Origin of the sequence: Falsiphaeobacter marinintestinus, from assembly GCF_007923355.1 — a bacterium.
Taxonomy (GTDB): Bacteria; Pseudomonadota; Alphaproteobacteria; order Rhodobacterales; family Rhodobacteraceae; genus Phaeobacter_A; species Phaeobacter_A marinintestinus.
Genome location: NZ_VOGO01000001.1, coordinates 247,626 through 264,527, shown reverse-complemented (window position 1 = coordinate 264,527; position 16,902 = coordinate 247,626). Strand labels below are relative to the sequence as shown.

Annotated in this window: 15 protein-coding genes; 12 read left to right on the top strand and 3 right to left on the bottom strand. The window is 58.4% G+C overall.

Annotated elements, in window-relative coordinates; all coding sequences use genetic code 11:
* Positions 1-393: 393 nt before the first annotated feature.
* Positions 394-1,299, bottom strand: a complete 906-nt coding sequence (locus FOY56_RS01245) for a LysR family transcriptional regulator (RefSeq protein ID WP_146343974.1) — start codon at positions 1,297-1,299, stop codon at positions 394-396.
* A 169-nt stretch (positions 1,300-1,468) separates the two neighbouring features.
* Here FOY56_RS01245 and FOY56_RS01240 point away from each other — a divergent pair, with 169 nt between their 5' ends.
* From FOY56_RS01240 to FOY56_RS01190, 11 genes are all read left to right on the top strand, one after another.
* A complete protein-coding gene (locus tag FOY56_RS01240; RefSeq protein ID WP_146343973.1) occupies positions 1,469-4,888 on the top strand; it encodes an indolepyruvate ferredoxin oxidoreductase family protein in 3,420 nt (1,139 codons plus the stop codon).
* An 83-nt stretch (positions 4,889-4,971) separates the two neighbouring features.
* Entirely contained in the window at positions 4,972-5,850 is an 879-nt protein-coding gene (locus FOY56_RS01235; RefSeq protein WP_146343972.1) for a lysophospholipid acyltransferase family protein, read from the top strand.
* Positions 5,851-5,856: 6 nt separating this feature from the next.
* The gene (locus tag FOY56_RS01230) at positions 5,857-6,666 is read left to right on the top strand and encodes a glutamate racemase (RefSeq protein WP_146343971.1); all 810 of its coding nucleotides are present in this window, start codon (positions 5,857-5,859) and stop codon (positions 6,664-6,666) included.
* 95 nt (positions 6,667-6,761) lie between these two features.
* A complete protein-coding gene (gene argC / locus FOY56_RS01225; RefSeq protein WP_146343970.1) occupies positions 6,762-7,790 on the top strand; it encodes an N-acetyl-gamma-glutamyl-phosphate reductase in 1,029 nt (342 codons plus the stop codon).
* A gap of 7 nt (positions 7,791-7,797) precedes the next feature.
* Positions 7,798-8,244, top strand: a complete 447-nt coding sequence (gene ccmE, locus FOY56_RS01220; protein ID WP_146343969.1) for a cytochrome c maturation protein CcmE — start codon at positions 7,798-7,800, stop codon at positions 8,242-8,244.
* Positions 8,245-8,395: 151 nt separating this feature from the next.
* On the top strand, positions 8,396-9,007 hold the full coding sequence (locus tag FOY56_RS01215) for a holin-associated N-acetylmuramidase (protein WP_146343968.1): 612 nt from the start codon (positions 8,396-8,398) through the stop codon (positions 9,005-9,007).
* On the top strand, positions 8,998-9,573 hold the full coding sequence (locus tag FOY56_RS01210; RefSeq protein ID WP_146343967.1) for a holin family protein: 576 nt from the start codon (positions 8,998-9,000) through the stop codon (positions 9,571-9,573). The genes FOY56_RS01215 and FOY56_RS01210 overlap by 10 nt, the downstream gene beginning before the upstream one ends.
* 76 nt (positions 9,574-9,649) lie before the next feature.
* Entirely contained in the window at positions 9,650-11,617 is a 1,968-nt protein-coding gene (locus tag FOY56_RS01205; protein WP_146343966.1) for a heme lyase CcmF/NrfE family subunit, read from the top strand.
* A complete protein-coding gene (locus FOY56_RS01200; RefSeq protein ID WP_146343965.1) occupies positions 11,614-12,081 on the top strand; it encodes a cytochrome c-type biogenesis protein in 468 nt (155 codons plus the stop codon). The genes FOY56_RS01205 and FOY56_RS01200 overlap by 4 nt, the downstream gene beginning before the upstream one ends.
* A 72-nt stretch (positions 12,082-12,153) precedes the next feature.
* The gene (locus tag FOY56_RS01195) at positions 12,154-12,924 is read left to right on the top strand and encodes an enoyl-CoA hydratase-related protein (protein ID WP_146343964.1); all 771 of its coding nucleotides are present in this window, start codon (positions 12,154-12,156) and stop codon (positions 12,922-12,924) included.
* Between the two features lie 51 nt (positions 12,925-12,975).
* The gene (locus FOY56_RS01190) at positions 12,976-14,514 is read left to right on the top strand and encodes a trypsin-like peptidase domain-containing protein (protein ID WP_146343963.1); all 1,539 of its coding nucleotides are present in this window, start codon (positions 12,976-12,978) and stop codon (positions 14,512-14,514) included.
* On the opposite strand, the gene bmt is transcribed toward FOY56_RS01190, so the two are convergent.
* Together bmt and FOY56_RS01180 are read right to left on the bottom strand one after the other, a co-directional pair.
* Complete coding sequence (gene bmt / locus FOY56_RS01185) at positions 14,511-15,527, bottom strand: betaine--homocysteine S-methyltransferase (RefSeq protein ID WP_146343962.1); 1,017 nt, start codon at positions 15,525-15,527, stop codon at positions 14,511-14,513. The two genes, FOY56_RS01190 and bmt, sit on opposite strands and share 4 nt — an antisense overlap.
* A gap of 135 nt (positions 15,528-15,662) precedes the next feature.
* The gene (locus FOY56_RS01180; protein WP_146343961.1) at positions 15,663-15,980 is read right to left on the bottom strand and encodes a DUF1476 domain-containing protein; all 318 of its coding nucleotides are present in this window, start codon (positions 15,978-15,980) and stop codon (positions 15,663-15,665) included.
* Between the two features lie 158 nt (positions 15,981-16,138).
* On the opposite strand from FOY56_RS01180, the gene purC reads away from it, so the two are divergent.
* Positions 16,139-16,897: a phosphoribosylaminoimidazolesuccinocarboxamide synthase gene (purC, locus tag FOY56_RS01175; protein ID WP_146343960.1), complete on the top strand. Its 759-nt coding sequence runs from the start codon at positions 16,139-16,141 to the stop codon at positions 16,895-16,897.
* Positions 16,898-16,902: the final 5 nt, after the last annotated feature.

The window sequence follows — 16,902 nt, the reverse complement described above, 5'->3', positions numbered from 1 at the left end:
GTGCAAAGTCCAAACACCGCCAGAAGTCTTACTAATAGGGCCATCATTATTCTGTCCGTCATCCCATATTTTTTGCAAATTTGGGCTCAAGTTATCATCGAATGACGGTTTTGCACTGCCAAATTGAGGGTATTGCCTTGGTAAATTGAGTACGAAAGGTACCCCAAAGCGTACAGTCTGTACTCAAAAGCACTTCGTGAGCCGTGTTGTCGGAGTGCGCAGGCAAAAAAAAAGGCCGAGCCTAAGCTCGGCCGTAGTCCAACAGGGAGGTATGAAGATGATGCACTGCTAAGCGCCATCGCCTTCAATTGATCATTTAGGCGTCACTTTGTGTTCGATCAAGAACCGAAATGTCGCATCTGCAGCATTCCCGTTATGCGCTTTTTGCATAGCTTAGATTTTTCCAAGTTCTCTCAGGTGCTTGCGATGTGCAATAATCTCATCCTGTACGAAATCACGGAACGCAAAAATCCTTTGCGAGTGTCGCAATTCTTCCGGATAGGCAAGAAACACTGGGACCTCGGCCGACTCGGTTTCGGGAAGCACATGGACCAGATGGGGGAAATCTTCGGTGATGTAATCGGGCAGAACCCCGATTCCAAGGTTGTTCAGGACGCCTTGAAGGACCCCAAAATAGTTGTTGATGGTCAGAAGCGACTGCGGATTGTGGGCCATCAGATGCTGCACAAGCATAGCACCGGCCCCGACTTGCGCCGAACTGGGGCTTTGGCAGATCAGACGATGGTCCGAGATATCCGCGATTTCCTGCGGCGTGCCGAGGCGGTCAAGGTATTCTCGTGATGCATATAGTTGCATCTGAACCGTCATCAGACGCTTGCGGATCAGGTCGGCCTGGCTTGGTTCTTTCATGCGGATGGCGATGTCCGCTTCACGCATGGGAAGGTCCAGCACGCGCTCTTCCAGCATCAGGTCGATGTTCAGGTTGGGGTATTTTTCATAAAGTTTGGGAAGGCGCGGCGCCAGCCAAAGAGTGCCGAAGCCGAACGTCGTGGTAACCTTCAGCTCACCAAACACCTCTTCTTCGCTATCACGGATCCGGGCCGAGGCCGCGTCGAGCCTTTTTGACATGGACGACGTAGCATCGAACAGCAATTCGCCCTGTTCGGTCAGGATCAGGCCGCGGGCGTGGCGGTGAAACAGCGTGCTGTTCAGCGATTCCTCAAGCGCGCGGATCTGGCGACTGACCGCGGACTGCGACAGATTCAGCCGGTCTCCCGCATGGGTAAGGCTGCCTGCATCCGCGACCGCGTGGAAAATTCTGAGTTTGTCCCAATCCATGGCTGGTCTCTTGTTTTAGATGTGCCGTCACTAAGGCAAAAACCCAGCGCTTTGGAGGATGTTTTAGCCTTTCCTTGCGGAAAGCGCAAAAAACAGGTATACAGGTCAATATATCTGACCTATATTTGCTTTAGGTAATGCACACTAGTCAAACGTTGGGAGGCGTTCGATGAGTCAGCAAAAGATTTCTCTGAATGACCGTTTAGATCTGTCCAAAAGCCCGGTTCTGTTAAATGGCACGCAGGCGCTTGTGCGTCTGATGTTGATGCAAAAAGAGCGGGACAAGCAGGCCGGGCACAATACAGCCGGTCTTGTGACGGGATATCGCGGATCGCCGTTGGGTGCTGTCGACATGCAGATGAACCGCGCTGCCAAACAACTGGCCGAAAGCGATGTCGTGTTTCAGTACGGGCTGAACGAAGACCTCGCAGCGACGGCCTTGTGGGGCGCGCAACAGGCCGAGCTGCGCGGCGAAGGCAAATACGACGGCGTCTTTGGGTTGTGGTACGGCAAGGGGCCGGGGGTTGATCGGTCGGGCGACGCGATTCGCCATGCCAATATGGCAGGCACCAGCGCGCTGGGTGGCGTGGTTATGGCGATGGGGGATGATCATACCGGCGAAAGCTCGACCGTTTTGCATCAGTCGGAATGGGCGCTGATGGACGCCTATATGCCGATTGTCAGCCCGGCGGGTGTGCAGGAAATTCTGGACTACGGTGTGTATGCATTTGCTTTGTCGCGGTTTTCCGGGCTTTGGGTCGGGCTGAAGACGATGAAGGACACGATCGAGGTGACCTCGGTCGTCGATGGCGATCCCAATCGGATGACTTTGGTCGCTCCGCAGTTTGACATGCCGCAGGGTGGGCTGAACATTCGACTGGTCGATGACCGGGTCGAACAGGAAGCACGTCTTATCGATCACAAACGCTTTGCCGCCGAAGCGTTTTCGCATGCCAACAAGATGGACAGTCGGGTGTGGGGCAAGCCGGGGGCCAAGATCGGTCTTGTGGCTGCGGGCAAGAACTGGCTGGACATGGAGCACGCACTGCGCCTGCTGAACATTGATGAATCCGAGGCCGAGCGGCTGGGGATCAGCACCTACAAAGTCGGGCAGACCTTTCCGCTGGACATGAAGGGTTTCAACGACTGGGCCGAAGGGCTGGACCTGATCGTTGTGGTTGAAGAAAAGCGCAAGCTGATCGAAGTGCAGATCAAGGAAGCCATCTTTGACGACCGGCGGGGCCGCCGGGTTTATGGCTGGTACAAAGGCGGTGCTGGCACCGTTCATCAGGAAGAATTGTTCCCGACGCGCTGGGCGCTGGATCCGATCATGATTGCCGAAAAATTGGGCAATATCCTGATCGAAGAAGGTCGCGAAACCGATGGTATTCGGGCGGGGCTGTCTGCTTTGAACGACGCGCGGCGCAATGACAATGCCGAAGAAATTGCATCCCGCCTGCCGTACTTCTGCTCGGGCTGTCCGCACAACACGGGCACTAAGGTGCCCGATGGCAGCCGCGCCTATGCCGGGATCGGGTGCCACTTCATGGCGCAATGGATGGACCGGGACACGCTTGGGTATACCCATATGGGCGGAGAAGGGGCCAACTGGATTGGCGAAGCTCCGTTTTCGAACACGCCGCATGTGTTCCAGAACCTCGGAGACGGCACCTATAACCATTCGGGCGTTCAGGCGATCCGGGCGGCTTTGGCGGCTGGCACCAATATGACCTACAAGATTTTGTTCAACGATGCGGTTGCCATGACCGGCGGACAGGGCAATGAAGGTGGACTGTCGGCGGATCGCATCGCGCGCGAGCTGGACGCAATGGGGGTCGAAAACCTGGCCGTTGTGTATGACGAGAAGGAAGAGATTTCGCGAGACGGGTTCCCCAAGGGTATTCGATGGGCTGAGCGCGCCGATCTGGATCTTGTTCAGAAAGAATTGCGCGAGGTTCCGGGAGTTTCCGCGATCATCTACATCCAGACCTGTGCTGCTGAAAAACGCCGCCGCCGTAAGCGCGGGACGTTCCCGGATCCGGACAAGCGGGTGTTCATCAACTCGGACATTTGTGAAGGCTGCGGTGATTGCGGAGCGCAGTCGAACTGTGTGTCGATTGTGCCGAAGGAAACGGAGCTGGGCCGCAAGCGGGCCATTGATCAGTCGTCGTGCAACAAGGACTTTTCATGCGTCAAAGGGTTCTGCCCGTCTTTTGTGACTGTCGAAGGAGCCAAGATACGCAAGGAAGCGACGGCTGAGCTGGATCTGCCGGATTTGCCCACACCGGATTTGCCGACGATTGACGGCACATGGAATGTGGTTGTCACAGGGGTCGGTGGTACAGGCGTCGTGACCATCGGTGCGGTGATGGCGCAGGCCGCTCAGATCGACGGAAAAGGCGCGGGCATGATGGAGATGGCGGGGCTGGCCCAAAAGGGCGGCGCGGTGCATATCCATTGTCGCCTTGCAGACTCGCCCGAAGATATCAGCGCGATCCGCGTGGCAACAGGCGAATGCGATGCGTTGATTGGCGGCGATCTGGTGGTGAGCGCAGGGGCCAAAACTCTGGGACTGACGCGGTCGGGAAAGACTGGTGGAGTGGTCAACAGCCACGAGATCATCACCGGCGATTTCACGCGCGATACTGAATTCACGATTCCGACGGACCGTCTGTCACTGGCGCTTGAGGCGCGGCTGAAAGAAGGGCTGTCCCTGTTTGATGCATCAGAACTGGCGCGCGTGACACTGGGCGATTCGATCTTTTCCAACATGATGGTGTTTGGCGGGGCTTGGCAGCGCGGTTTGCTGCCGCTGAGCTATGACGCGATCAAGCAGGCTATCGAGTTGAACGGAGCTGCGGTCGAACGCAATTTGCGTGCCTTCGAAATCGGACGTTGGGCTGTTCTATATCCGGAAGATGCAGCGCGCCTGCTAAAGCCCAAAGTCGTGTCCTTGCCTAAAACCCTGGACGACCGGATTTCCTTCCGTGCCGATCAGTTGACTGCGTATCAGGGGCGTCGCTTGGCCAAGCGATATCGTAAGATGGTCGACGTGATCGAAGACACTGCCATGAAAGAAGCCGTGGCCGAAGGATACCATAAGTTATTGTCCTATAAGGACGAATATGAGGTCGCGCGACTGTTGCTGACCAGCCGTGAAAAGGTGGCGGCTGAATTCGATGGTGAGTTCAGGATGACCTATCACCTGGCTCCGCCAATCCTTGGCGGCAAAGGCTCGGACGGGCGTCCGAAAAAGCGGGAATTTGGAGAGTGGATGACCACACCTCTGAAACTGTTGAAAACCATGAAAGGGCTGCGTGGCACGCCGCTGGACATATTCGGGTATTCGGAAGAACGCAAAATGGAGCGTGCTCTGATCAAGCAATATGAACAGGACATGAAAACTGTTCTGAGCGAGGTCACCGATCAAACCCGCGACGCTGCCCTCGCGCTGGCGCGACTACCGTTGGAAATCCGGGGGTTTGGACCAGTGAAAGCGGCCAATGAAGCCAAGGCGGCAAAGCGCCGGGAAGAACTTTTGGCCGCACTGCGGGACAAGGGGGCGTCACTGTCACAGGCCGCCGAGTAGACCTTTCACGGGATTGTCACACGGGCTATGCAAGCTCTGAAATTGTCCCTATCTAGCGGGTGATTGAACCTTTGGAGTGTCAGATGCCGTCGCGCAGCCACATTGCCCGCGATATTTCGTATGCCTACTCGGCCAGCAGCAAAAGCGGTCGGGCGCTGATCCGTCTTATGGAAAACACCACGGGGCGTTTGCGTCTGATCAAACGCGCGGACGGTTACGAGAAAGAAGTGGCTGCGGGTCGCGATTTCTGGTCGGTGATGGTGGATCGGTATGGGCTGACGCTGGATGTGATCGCCGGATCGCTAGACAATATCCCAAAAGATGGGCCTCTGATCCTGATCGCAAACCATCCTTATGGCATTCTGGACGGTCTGATGATGGGACACATCCTGTCGACGATACGTGGCGATTTCCGCATTCTGGCCAATCAGGTATTCCGCAAGGCAGAAGATCTGAACCGGATCATTCTGCCGATTTCGTTCGATGAAACCAAAGCGGCGGTGCGCCAGAACGTTGAGACCCGTAAACAAGCGTTAACCTATCTGGATAACGGCGGAGCGATCGGGATCTTTCCGGGCGGAACGGTCAGCACCTCGGCCAAGATGTTCTCACACCCGATGGACCCGGGGTGGCGTGGATTTACGGCCCGTATGGTTGGCAAATCGAATGCCACGGTGGTGCCCTTGTTCTTTGACGGGCACACGTCGCGTCTGTTCCAGATCGCAAGTCATCTGCATTGCACCTTGCGGATGGGGCTGTTGATCAAAGAATTCAAGAAACGTGTCGATACCCCTGTACGTGCTGTGGTCGGCGACCCGATCGGGCGCGACATTCTGGACCCGATGGCCAAAGACTCCAAAGCGATGATGGATTTCCTGCGCAAAGCCACGTATGAGCTGTCTCCGACGCCGTTGAAGTCTTATGACTACGGTTTTGAGTTCGAGGAAAAGCATCGCGCCTGACAAATCATGGCAGTTGGTATTTTTGATTCTGGCCTGGGCGGTCTGACCGTTCTTGATGCCGCGCGCGAGCGCCTTCCGGATGTCGAGTTTCTCTATTACGCCGATAGTGCCCATGCGCCTTATGGGGTGCGGGATGCCGACGATATTTATGCTCTGACCAAGGCGGCCGTTGAAGCCCTGTGGGACCGGGGCTGTAACCTTGTCATTTTGGCCTGCAACACAGCCAGCGCTGCAGCGTTGAGGCGGATCCAGGAAGCTGGCGTTCCGCCGGGCAAGCGGGTGCTGGGCGTGTTCGTCCCATTGATCGAAGCCATGACCGAGCGGCAATGGGGCGACAATTCTCCTCCGCGAGAAGTCGAAGTGAAACATGTTGCGCTGTTTGCCACGCCAGCAACGGTGGCCAGCCGGGCGTTTCAGCGCGAACTTGCGTTTCGCGCCATCGGTGTGGACGTCGAAGCGCAAGCGTGTGGCGGCGTGGTGGATGCCATCGAAGATGGCGATATGATCCTGGCCGAGGCGATGGTGCGGTCACATGTGGATGCGCTGCGGCGCAAGATGCCAGAGCCCGAGGCCGCGATTTTAGGATGCACGCATTACCCGTTGATGGAAAAACAGTTTCAGGACGCGCTGGGCGCGGACGTGAAAGTGTACAGTCAGGGCAGTCTTGTAGCCGCGAGCCTAGCCGACTATCTGACCCGACATCCTGACATGTTGGGTGAGGGTGACGGTGGTTTCCTAACCACGGGCGACCCGCGCCGGGTCAGCGACCGGGCAACACAGTTTCTCCGACGAGAAATCTGTTTCACTGCGGCCTGACAGGGCCAGTGGATCCTCAGGTGCCGCTTGACCAAGGTCAAAGCCGCGCGCCGGGATCCTGTATATTGACCTTCTGAAGATGAAAGTACGTTGAGATGACTCACAAAGTCGCAATCTTGGGAGCAAGCGGATACACGGGCGCCGAACTGGTCCGGTTGATCGCCCAGCATCCGAATATCGAAATCAAGGCCTTGTCGGCGGATCGTAAGGCCGGTCAAAGCATGGCGCAGGTCTTTCCACATCTGCGTCACATGGACCTGCCAATCCTGTGCAAGATCGACGAGATTGATTTCTCGGGCATTGATCTGTGTTTCTGTGCGCTGCCGCATAAGACAAGTCAGGAAGTGATCTCGGGCTTGCCATCTGATCTGAAGATCGTTGATCTGTCGGCAGATTTCCGGCTGCGCGATCCTGCCGAGTACGAAAACTGGTACGGCAACCCGCATTCGGCGACCGATGTTCAGGCCGAAGCAGTCTATGGCCTGACCGAGTTTTATCGTGATGAGATCCGGGCCGCCCGGCTGGTCGCTGGCACCGGGTGCAACGCGGCGACAGGCCAATTTGCTTTGCGTCCGCTGATATCGGAGGGTGTGATTGATCTGGATAACATCATCCTCGATTTGAAATGCGCAGTGTCCGGGGCAGGACGGTCGCTGAAGGAAAACCTGCTGCATGCCGAGTTGAGCGAAGGCTATAATGCCTATGCGGTTGGTGGCACGCACCGGCATCTGGGGGAATTCGATCAGGAGTTCAGCAAACTGGCCGGACGTCCCGTCAAGGTGCAGTTCACACCGCATCTGATCCCGGCGAACCGGGGTATTTTGGCGACAGTCTATGTGCAGGGTGACCCACAGGTCGTATTTGACACGCTGGTCGCGGCCTATGCAGGTGAACCGTTTATCGAGGTGCTGCCATTTGGCGAAGCCCCCAGCACGCATCACGTGCGCGGGTCGAACTTTTGCCATATCGGTGTGGCTGCCGACCGGATCGAGGGGCGCGCCGTCATCATCGCCGCGCTGGACAACCTAACCAAAGGGTCCAGCGGGCAGGCCTTGCAGAATGCCAATCTGATGTTAGGTGAGTCCGAAACCGAGGGGCTGATGATGGCCCCGCTATTTCCGTGAGGACGCCATGAAAGGTCTTAAGAAACAGCGCCGGATCCAGGTTATCCTTGTGGCCGTCGTTGCGCTTGCAGTGTCGACTGCGTTGATCGGGTATGCCATGCGCGATGGAATCAATTTTTTCCGCGCGCCCAGCCAAATCGCCGAAGAACCGCCCGAACCGACCGAAGTCTTTCGGTTGGGCGGTTTGGTTGAGGAAGGTACACTGGTCCGCGGGCAGGGTGAAACTGTGACCTTCGCGGTGACGGATGGCGGCGCGAGCATTCCGGTGCAATTTACCGGGGTTCTGCCGGATCTGTTTGGTGAAAATCAAGGGATGATTGGCACCGGTCGCTATGTGAACGGAGTCTTCGAAGCCTCTGAAATTCTTGCCAAACATGATGAAAGCTATATGCCGAAAGAGGTCGTTGACGCGCTGAAAGAACAGGGCGTGTACCAGGAACCCGGCGACAGCTGACGCACGCCTTTGGCGCGCGGCCTCCGGCGGGAGTAATTGACAAGAGAAGAAACGGGGGCGTTGCGTGGGTTGGTCCTGCAGCGCCCTTTGCTTTTGCGCTGGTTTAACCTGTATGCCGGACTGTTCTGTGATCTGGAACGGGAGGTCTGGCATGCAGACAGTACGGCAGATTGCACAAGACATCGTGGCCCGCGAAGGCGGGTTTGTGAATGATCCGGACGATCCGGGCGGGGCGACGAACTATGGCGTGACGATTCATACCATGCGTCGTCTGGGACTGGACTTGACGCGGGACGGGGTAGTGGATGTGCGGGATGTGCGCGCACTAAGCCGAGATCAGGCCACCGATATCTTCGTCCGGCATTATTACGATCGCCCTAGGATCGCCGAAATGCCCGAAGCTTTGCAGCCATCGCTGTTCGACATGTACGTTAATGCTGGCGCGAATGCCGTGAAGATCCTGCAGCGCATGCTGCGCGAAATGGGCTATTCTGTCGTGGTGGACGGGGTGATCGGGCCGCAGAGCCTTGAGGCGGCGCGAGATTCCGCTGCGCCTGATCCTTTGTCGCTCAGGGATGCCTATGGGGTGGCGCGGCGAAATTATTACTTTCGACTGGCCGACAAACGCCCTGCGAGCCGGAAATATGTCCGCACGCGGGCCGGCGGCAAGGGCGGTTGGATTCACCGGGCCGAGGCGTTTCTGTCGCCCCGGTATCATCTGAGCCCGCAACAGTTTGAGCGGAGGATTGCGGCGTGGGGATAATGTCAGAGCTTTTCGGCCTGGTGTTCGGCGGCGGTCGCAACGTGATCCGTGAAACGGCGGAAGTGTTTCGAGAGAACGCCGAAGCCGGGGCCGAGCGGGCGCAGATCATGCAGACGGCAACCATGGCGCAGTTCGCGGCGGAATACGGCCTGCAACAGCGAGGCGGGTTTGACCGCATCATGGACGGGGTCAATCGCCTGCCGCGCCCGGCGCTGGCCTTGGGAACGCTGGGCCTGTTCGGCGCAGCAATGGTCAACCCGCTGTGGTTTGCCGGACGGATGCAGGGAATCGCGTTGGTGCCTGAGCCGTTGTGGTGGCTGTTGGGGGTGATCGTATCGTTCTATTTCGGGGCGCGTCATCAGGTGAAAAATCAGCAATTTCAGCGTGATATCGCCGAAACCATGGTGCGGGTACCGCAAGTGATGAGCAATATCACCCGATTGCAAGAGATGCGGGCCGATAGTCCGGGGGCGGCCAAGGCAGGAGAGGATGCACAGGTGACGCTTGCGGTTCTTGAGCCTGAAGCGAACCGGGCGCTGGTTGACTGGCGCGCGCTGAGGGCCTGAGCTCCGCGACAATGTGAACGGGGGCGGTGTTCGAAAAGCATTGGCCCTGCTTGCCTGCCGGACTATACCTCCGGGCATGATTACAGAACTCGGCCACTTCGCCCTCGTCCTTGCCTTCATGGTTGCCATCGTTCAGACGGTGGTGCCCCTGATTGGTGCCCATAAACGCTGGCCTGGATGGATGGCCCTGGCTGAACCGGCGGCGGGGTTGCAGTTTTTTCTGACGGCCTTTGCCTTCGCCACGCTGACGTGGGCTTTTGTCAATTCCGATTTCTCGCTGCGGATCGTGACATCAAACAGCCATTCGCTGAAGCCGATGTTGTACAAGATCAGCGGTGTCTGGGGAAACCACGAAGGGTCGATGTTGCTGTGGGTGCTGATTGTAACCCTGTTCGGCGCTATGGCGGCCTGGTTCGGTAGTGCCTTGCCACCCACCTTGCGGGCGCGGGTTCTATCCGTTCAATCGGCCATTGCCGTGGCGTTCTTTGCCTTCGTTCTGTTCACGTCCAACCCGTTCGACCGACTGGCGACACCGCCGTTTGACGGGCAGGGGTTGAACCCGTTGCTGCAGGATCCGGGCCTCGCTTTTCATCCACCGTTTCTGTACCTCGGCTATGTCGGGTTGAGCATGGCATTTTCCTTTGCGGTGGCCGCCCTGATCGAAGGCCGCGTTGATGCGGCATGGGGCCGTTGGGTGCGGCCCTGGACTCTGGCTGCCTGGATTTTTCTGACCATCGGCATCGCGCTGGGGTCGTGGTGGGCGTATTACGAACTTGGCTGGGGAGGATTCTGGTTCTGGGATCCGGTCGAAAACGCATCGTTCATGCCATGGCTGTTGGCGGCGGCATTGCTGCATTCTTCTATCGTGGTTGAAAAACGCGAAGCACTGAAAAGCTGGACCATTCTTCTGGCCATCCTCGCCTTCGGGTTTTCGCTGATTGGCACGTTTATCGTACGCTCGGGGCTTTTGACGTCGGTCCATGCCTTTGCCAACGACCCCGAACGGGGAGTGTTCATCCTGATCATCCTCGCTGTGTTTACGGGGGGCGCGCTGACGCTGTTTGCCGCCCGCGCCAACACAATGGAAGCACGCGGTGTGTTCAGTATGGTCAGCCGGGAAAGCGCGTTGTTGGCCAACAACATCCTGTTGGCTGTCGCGGCATTCGTGGTGTTCTTTGGTACAATGTGGCCCATCCTGGCCGAGATGTTCTTTGACCGAAAGCTGTCGGTTGGGGCACCGTATTTCAATGCGGCGTTCACTCCGTTTATGGTGGTTCTGGGCGCAATCTTGCCCATCGGGGCCATGCTGCCATGGAAACGCGGCAAGCTGGGTAAGGTGATCTGGTCGCTGCGTTATGCGCTGGGGTTGGCCGTGGCTTTGGCGGCTTTGGTCTGGGCGATGCAAACCGAAAAGACGGCTCTGGGCCCGATTGGCCTGTTGTTGGGGTCGTGGGTGGTGTTCGGTGCCATCTTCGATCTGTGGTCGCGTACCGGACGCAGCGGGAACCGGTTTGGCCGGATGCTGCGCTTGCCACGGGCCGACTGGGGCAAAGCGTTGGCGCACTCCGGCCTGGGTATCACCATGTTTGCGATTTCAGGGCTGATGGCTTGGGAGCTTGAGGATATCGGCGTGGTTCAGATTGGTGAGACCTGGGAGGTTGGGAGTTTTTCGCTAACTCTGGATAAGGTCGAACAGGTCGAGGGGCCAAATTATCTCTCGACGATGGGCTGGGTGACACTGGCCCGGAACGGGAGCGAGCAGGCGGTTCTGAACCCGGAAAAACGCCAGTATCCGGTGTCGCGTATGCCGACGACCGAGGCGGCGATCGATTATCGGTTCCTGCGCGACGTTTACGTCGTGATCGGGGATTCGCAAGCCGATGGCGGCTATGCCATGCGGACCTATGTCAAACCTTTTGCCAACTGGATTTGGGGCGGCTGTATCATCATGGCACTGGGCGGGGTGTTCAGCCTGTCTGACCGCCGGTTCCGTGTCGCTGCCGGGGCGCGCAAGACCGCCCAAAACGGGGTGCCCGCCGAATGAAACGCCTGATCCTGGCTGTATTGGCGGCCCTTTTACTGTCCCTGCCTATCCCTTCTGCGGCTGTGCAGCCCGACGAGGTTCTGGCCGATCCCGCGCTTGAGGAACGCGCGCGGGATCTGTCCAAGGGGCTGCGCTGTCTGGTCTGCCGCAATGAAAGCATTGACGACAGTAACGCCGATCTTGCCCGTGATCTGCGGTTGTTGGTGCGCGAACGGCTGGTGGCCGGGGATAGCAACGACGAAGTTATCGAATTCGTGGTCGACCGATATGGTGAATTCGTTCTGCTAAAGCCGACGACCACCGGGGCCAATTGGCTGCTTTGGGCCGCGGGGCCACTCATGTTGCTGTTGGGCGGGACCATGGGGCTGGTGTATTTGCGGGGCCGCTCGCGTGCGCCAAGCAAGGCCGAGGCGGACCTGACGCAGGAAGAACAGGACCGGTTAAAGCGCATTCTGGATGACTGACGCGCGGTCGCGCTTTCCACGGTGATCAGATTGCGCCACCCTTGGCGCAACTTTTCATTCAGGGAGGTTTGAATGGATTATCAAACCATCACACTCGACATCACCGACGGTCTGGCGGTTCTGACGCTGAACCGACCCGACAAGATGAACGCGCTAAGCGCCCAGATGCGGGCCGAGATCACCCATGCCATGCGCGATGCCGGGGCACGGGCGCGGGCGGTCGTCATGACCGGCGCGGGGCGCGCGTTCTGCACCGGGCAGGATCTGGGCGATGCTGGCGGATCGCCGGATCTTGAGCGTGTATTGCGCGACGAATACGTGCCCATGCTTGAAACCATCACCAATTGCCCGGTTCCGACCATCGCGGCCGTCAACGGACCGGCCGCCGGGGCTGGGGCCAATCTGGCCTTGTCAGCTGATGTCGTAATCGCGACGGAAAGCGCCTATTTCCTGCAGGTCTTTACCCGGATCGGTCTGATCCCGGATGCAGGTGGTACGTGGTTCATGCCGCGCCAGATGGGGATGGCCAAGGCGATGGGCGCGTCATTATTCGCGGACCGTATCACCGCCCGGCAGGCTGATGACTGGGGCATGATCTGGGAAGCAGTTGCAGATGATGCGTTCGAAGCACAGTGGCGCAAGCGGGCCGAGTATCTGGCAACCGGACCGACCAAGGCCTTTACGCGGGTGAAGCAATCGATCCGCGACACTTATGCGCACACTTTGGCCGAACAGCTTGAGATCGAGGCGCATTTGCAGGGTGAATGCGGCAAATCACGTGACTTTCAGGAAGGCGTCATGGCGTTTCTGCAAAAGCGCCCCGCCAGTTTTGAAGGGCGCTGATCCACGCCGGTTTGACTTGACTGTGAAGGGCCTGCCGTGCCGCAATGGGGCATGGCAGACGCGCAAATCAGTACCACCGCCGCAGTTCTGGAACATCTGACTGGCCCCAGTCGCGGGTCATTCTCTTGGGTCACCGGAGAAGAAGTTGGGCTGTGGCTTCTGCCGAATGGGGCGCTTCGATGCGCATCGGATGGTACACATGTTGACGCCGCAACCCGCGTTGCCCGGATCACGCGCGCTGGGTCCGGGTATGAAATCTCGGCCGATTCTGCCCCGATCTGGGTCAATCGCCACCTGATTGATCAAGCGCCACTGCATCATGGAGATATGATCGAGTTTGGGGATAAAGGACCGATCTCGCGATTGCGTGTGTTTGATGAACGCCACAGGCCGACCCTGTCGATGGGCGATATCCTTGGCGATGCGATTTCATACATGAAAACCAGCCGACGACCGGTGCCGTCCCGGACGGTGCGGGCTGCAACGGATGTCATGCGCCGGTCGGTTCTGGAAACGACGGTGTGGTTCCGGCTAATGGTTGTGGCGGCGCTGGTGCTTTTGGGAATCGCCGTGTTTGCCCAGTATCAGACCGACCGCCGCCTGCGCGCTGCGATTGAAAGCGGAGCCCTGCAAATCGACTCCGTTGCATCTGCATTGGCCGAGGCACGAGATGATGCGATCCGGCCCGGAGACCTGGCTGCATTGCGCGCCGATCTGCGCCGACAAGTCACAGACACGACTGAACGGCTGGATACTCTTGAGGCCTTGTCCGACGCCGGAACGCAGATCATCCGCGAAGCGCGCCCGGCGGTAGCGTTTTTGCAGGGTGCCTATGGCCTGCGCCATCGCGAGAGCGGCTTGATGCTGCGCATGGTGGTTGATGAAGGCGGTGTCCCGCGCAATCTGCCGAACGGGCAACCCTATCTGTCGCTCGAAGGGACCGGTCCGGTTGCCGAAGTGCAGTTCAACGGGACCGGGTTTGCGCTGCGCGGGGAAGGGGTGATCATCACCAACCGGCATGTCGCTCAGCCATGGGACTTAAGCCCCGGTGCGGCTATGGGATTGGGGGCAATGGAACCTGTGATGATCCGGTTCCTGGCCTATTTTCCGGATCGTGTCGCACCATTAAACGTCAGCGTTCTGAGGGTGAGTCCGGATGCGGATTTGACGTTGTTGACCGCCCAGGGGGATCTGCCAGAGGGATTGGATCTGGCGCAATCTCTGCCTGAACCGGGCGAAGAGGTGATTGTGATGGGATACCCCACCGGGCTGATGTCGTTGCTGGCCCAATCCGGACCGGCGTTTGTGGAAGCACTGGAAGAGGCGGGAGAGACCAGTTTCTGGTCTGTGGCCAAGCGGTTATCGGATGCCGGGCTGATCTCTCCGCTGTCCAGCCGGGGAATCGTTGCGCAAGCGACGGAGACGACGGTTGTCTATGACGCAGAGACAACGCATGGCGGCAGCGGCGGGCCGGTTCTTAATCGCGCGAGGGAGGTAGTGGCCGTTAACACGGCCATCCTACCAGAGTTTGGTGGGTCGAACCTGGGGGTGCCGACCGCGAAGATTCGCGATCTTCTGGCACTGCCTTAACCGCGACGACGACGTCCGCGGCGTTCTCTGGGCTCTGCCGTATCTTCGCCGGTTCCGTCCGAGGCCGAACTGAACGCGCCCAGCTTGTCAACGATCTGTTCAAGCGTCGGGCGATCGCCGCGCGGGCGGGTGTCCAGCGCGTCGCGCATCATGCGCAGGTGTTCGGGCATCGTGCCACAACATCCACCAACGATGCGGGCCCCCGCATCACGGGCCAGAACCGCGTATTCGGCCATCAGTTCGGGGGTGCCGTCATAGTGGATGTGACCATCGACATACTTCGGGATCCCGGCATTGCCTTTCGAGATGATCGGTCGTTCGGTGCCCTGCGCGACAAAGCCCAGAACCGTACGCAGGATATCAGAGGCACCGACGCCGCAGTTTGCTCCGAAGGCCAGTGGCGGATTGGGCAGGCTTTCGACCAGTTGCACCATATCGGCCGAGGTCAGCCCCATCATGGTGCGGCCAGCCGTGTCAAAGCTCATGGTGCCAGCCCATGGCATGTCAGCTAGGGCAAACGCTTCTGCAGCGGCACGGTATTCTTCCGGGGCCGAAATGGTTTCGAGCCACAGCACGTCAACGCCGCCCTCTTTCAGGCCGTCCGCTTGTTCGTGAAACATTTCAACTGCCAGCTCGTGGGTAAGTGACCCGACAGGTTCAAGAATTTCCCCTGTGGGTCCGACCGACCCCGCTACAACAACCTTGCGTCCGGCCTTGTCGGCCACATCGCGCCCGATTTCGGCGCCAACGCGGTTGAGTTCGCGGACCCGGGATTGAGCATTGTGCAGTTTCAGCCGCGATGCGGTGCCGCCAAACGTGTTGGTCAGAAACATATCACTGCCTGCATCGACAGAGCCCTGATACAGCGCGGTGATCTTGGCCGGTTCGTCGGTGTTCCAAAGCTCTGGCGCGTCGCCAGACTGCAGACCCATGTTGAACAGGTTGGTGCCGGTGGCCCCATCTGCCAAGATCACGTCCTTGGTATCGAGCATTTCGGAGAAGGCGTTGGTCATGTCAGGGGATCCGTCCGATGTCGCGCGCGAGGGGCGCAGATATGAAACTGGCGCCCGGTCTGTCATGGACCGGACGCCAGCGCAAACGCGAATTGTTCATGAACATCATGAGCCGTGCGGCCATGATGGGGGCTGTCAGCTTGCCTCTTTCATGATCTGTTCTTTGGCAAGCGGCAGAATTTCGGCCATCTTGGCGCGAATTTCGTCCGCGCTGGCCTTGCCGTCCAGATCGCCGGCAACTTTGCGCACAACGTCTTCGTGACCGGCTTCTTCAAAATCGGCAATCACGACGGTTTTGGCATAGGCTTCGGCGTCGTCGCCAGTCAGGCCTTGCAGGTCGGCGGCCCAAAGACCAAGGAGCTTGTTGCAGCGGGCCTGAGCCTTGAACAGCATTTCCTCATCATGGGCAAATTTGGCTTCAAACGCGTTTTCGCGATCATCGAACGTTGACATGGGATGGCCCCTTGCTGAAATTTTCCTGCCGCATGATATGACAATCCCGTCGCGCGACCGCAAGGGGAACCGCATTGCTTGCGACACTGCGGCCCTTGCCTTATGACGGCGGCACGTCAGAGAGATTGAGTCTCTGGCCCGTTCCCGAAAGGTTTTGCATGGCGCGTCGCAAAAAAATCTACGAAGGCAAGGCGAAGATCCTGTATGAAGGCCCCGAGCCTGGCACCATCGTGCAGTATTTCAAGGATGACGCAACTGCGTTTAACGCCGAAAAGAAGGACGTTATCGAAGGCAAGGGGGTTCTGAACAACCTGCTGAGCGAGTTCTTCATGAACGGTTTGAACCAGATCGGAGTGCCGACGCATTTCATCCGGCGCATCAACATGCGCGAACAACTGGTGCGCAACTGTGAAATCATTCCGCTTGAGATCATTGTGCGCAACTATGCCGCCGGATCCCTGTCGAAACGACTGGGTATCGAAGAGGGCACGCAATTGCCGCGTCCGATCGTGGAGTATTGCTATAAGGATGATGCTTTGGGGGATCCGCTGGTCAGCGAAGAACACATCGCAGCCTTTGGCTGGGCCAGCCAGCAGGACATGGACGATGTTCTGAGTCTCGCGCTGCGGGTTAACGACTTCCTGTCCGGCGTGATGCTGGCGGTCGGTATCCGACTGGTCGATTTCAAGATCGAGATCGGACGGATCTATGAAGGCGATTTCATGCGTCTGATCGTGGCGGATGAAATCAGCCCCGACAGTTGCCGGTTGTGGGATATTGAGACCGGGCAAAAGCTGGACAAGGACGTGTTCCGGCGCGATCTGGGGTCGCTGACCGATGCGTACTCTGAAGTTGCGCGGCGTCTGGGCGTGATGCCCAAGACCTCTCAGGTTACGAAACCGACGCTGATCAACTGAGCTTC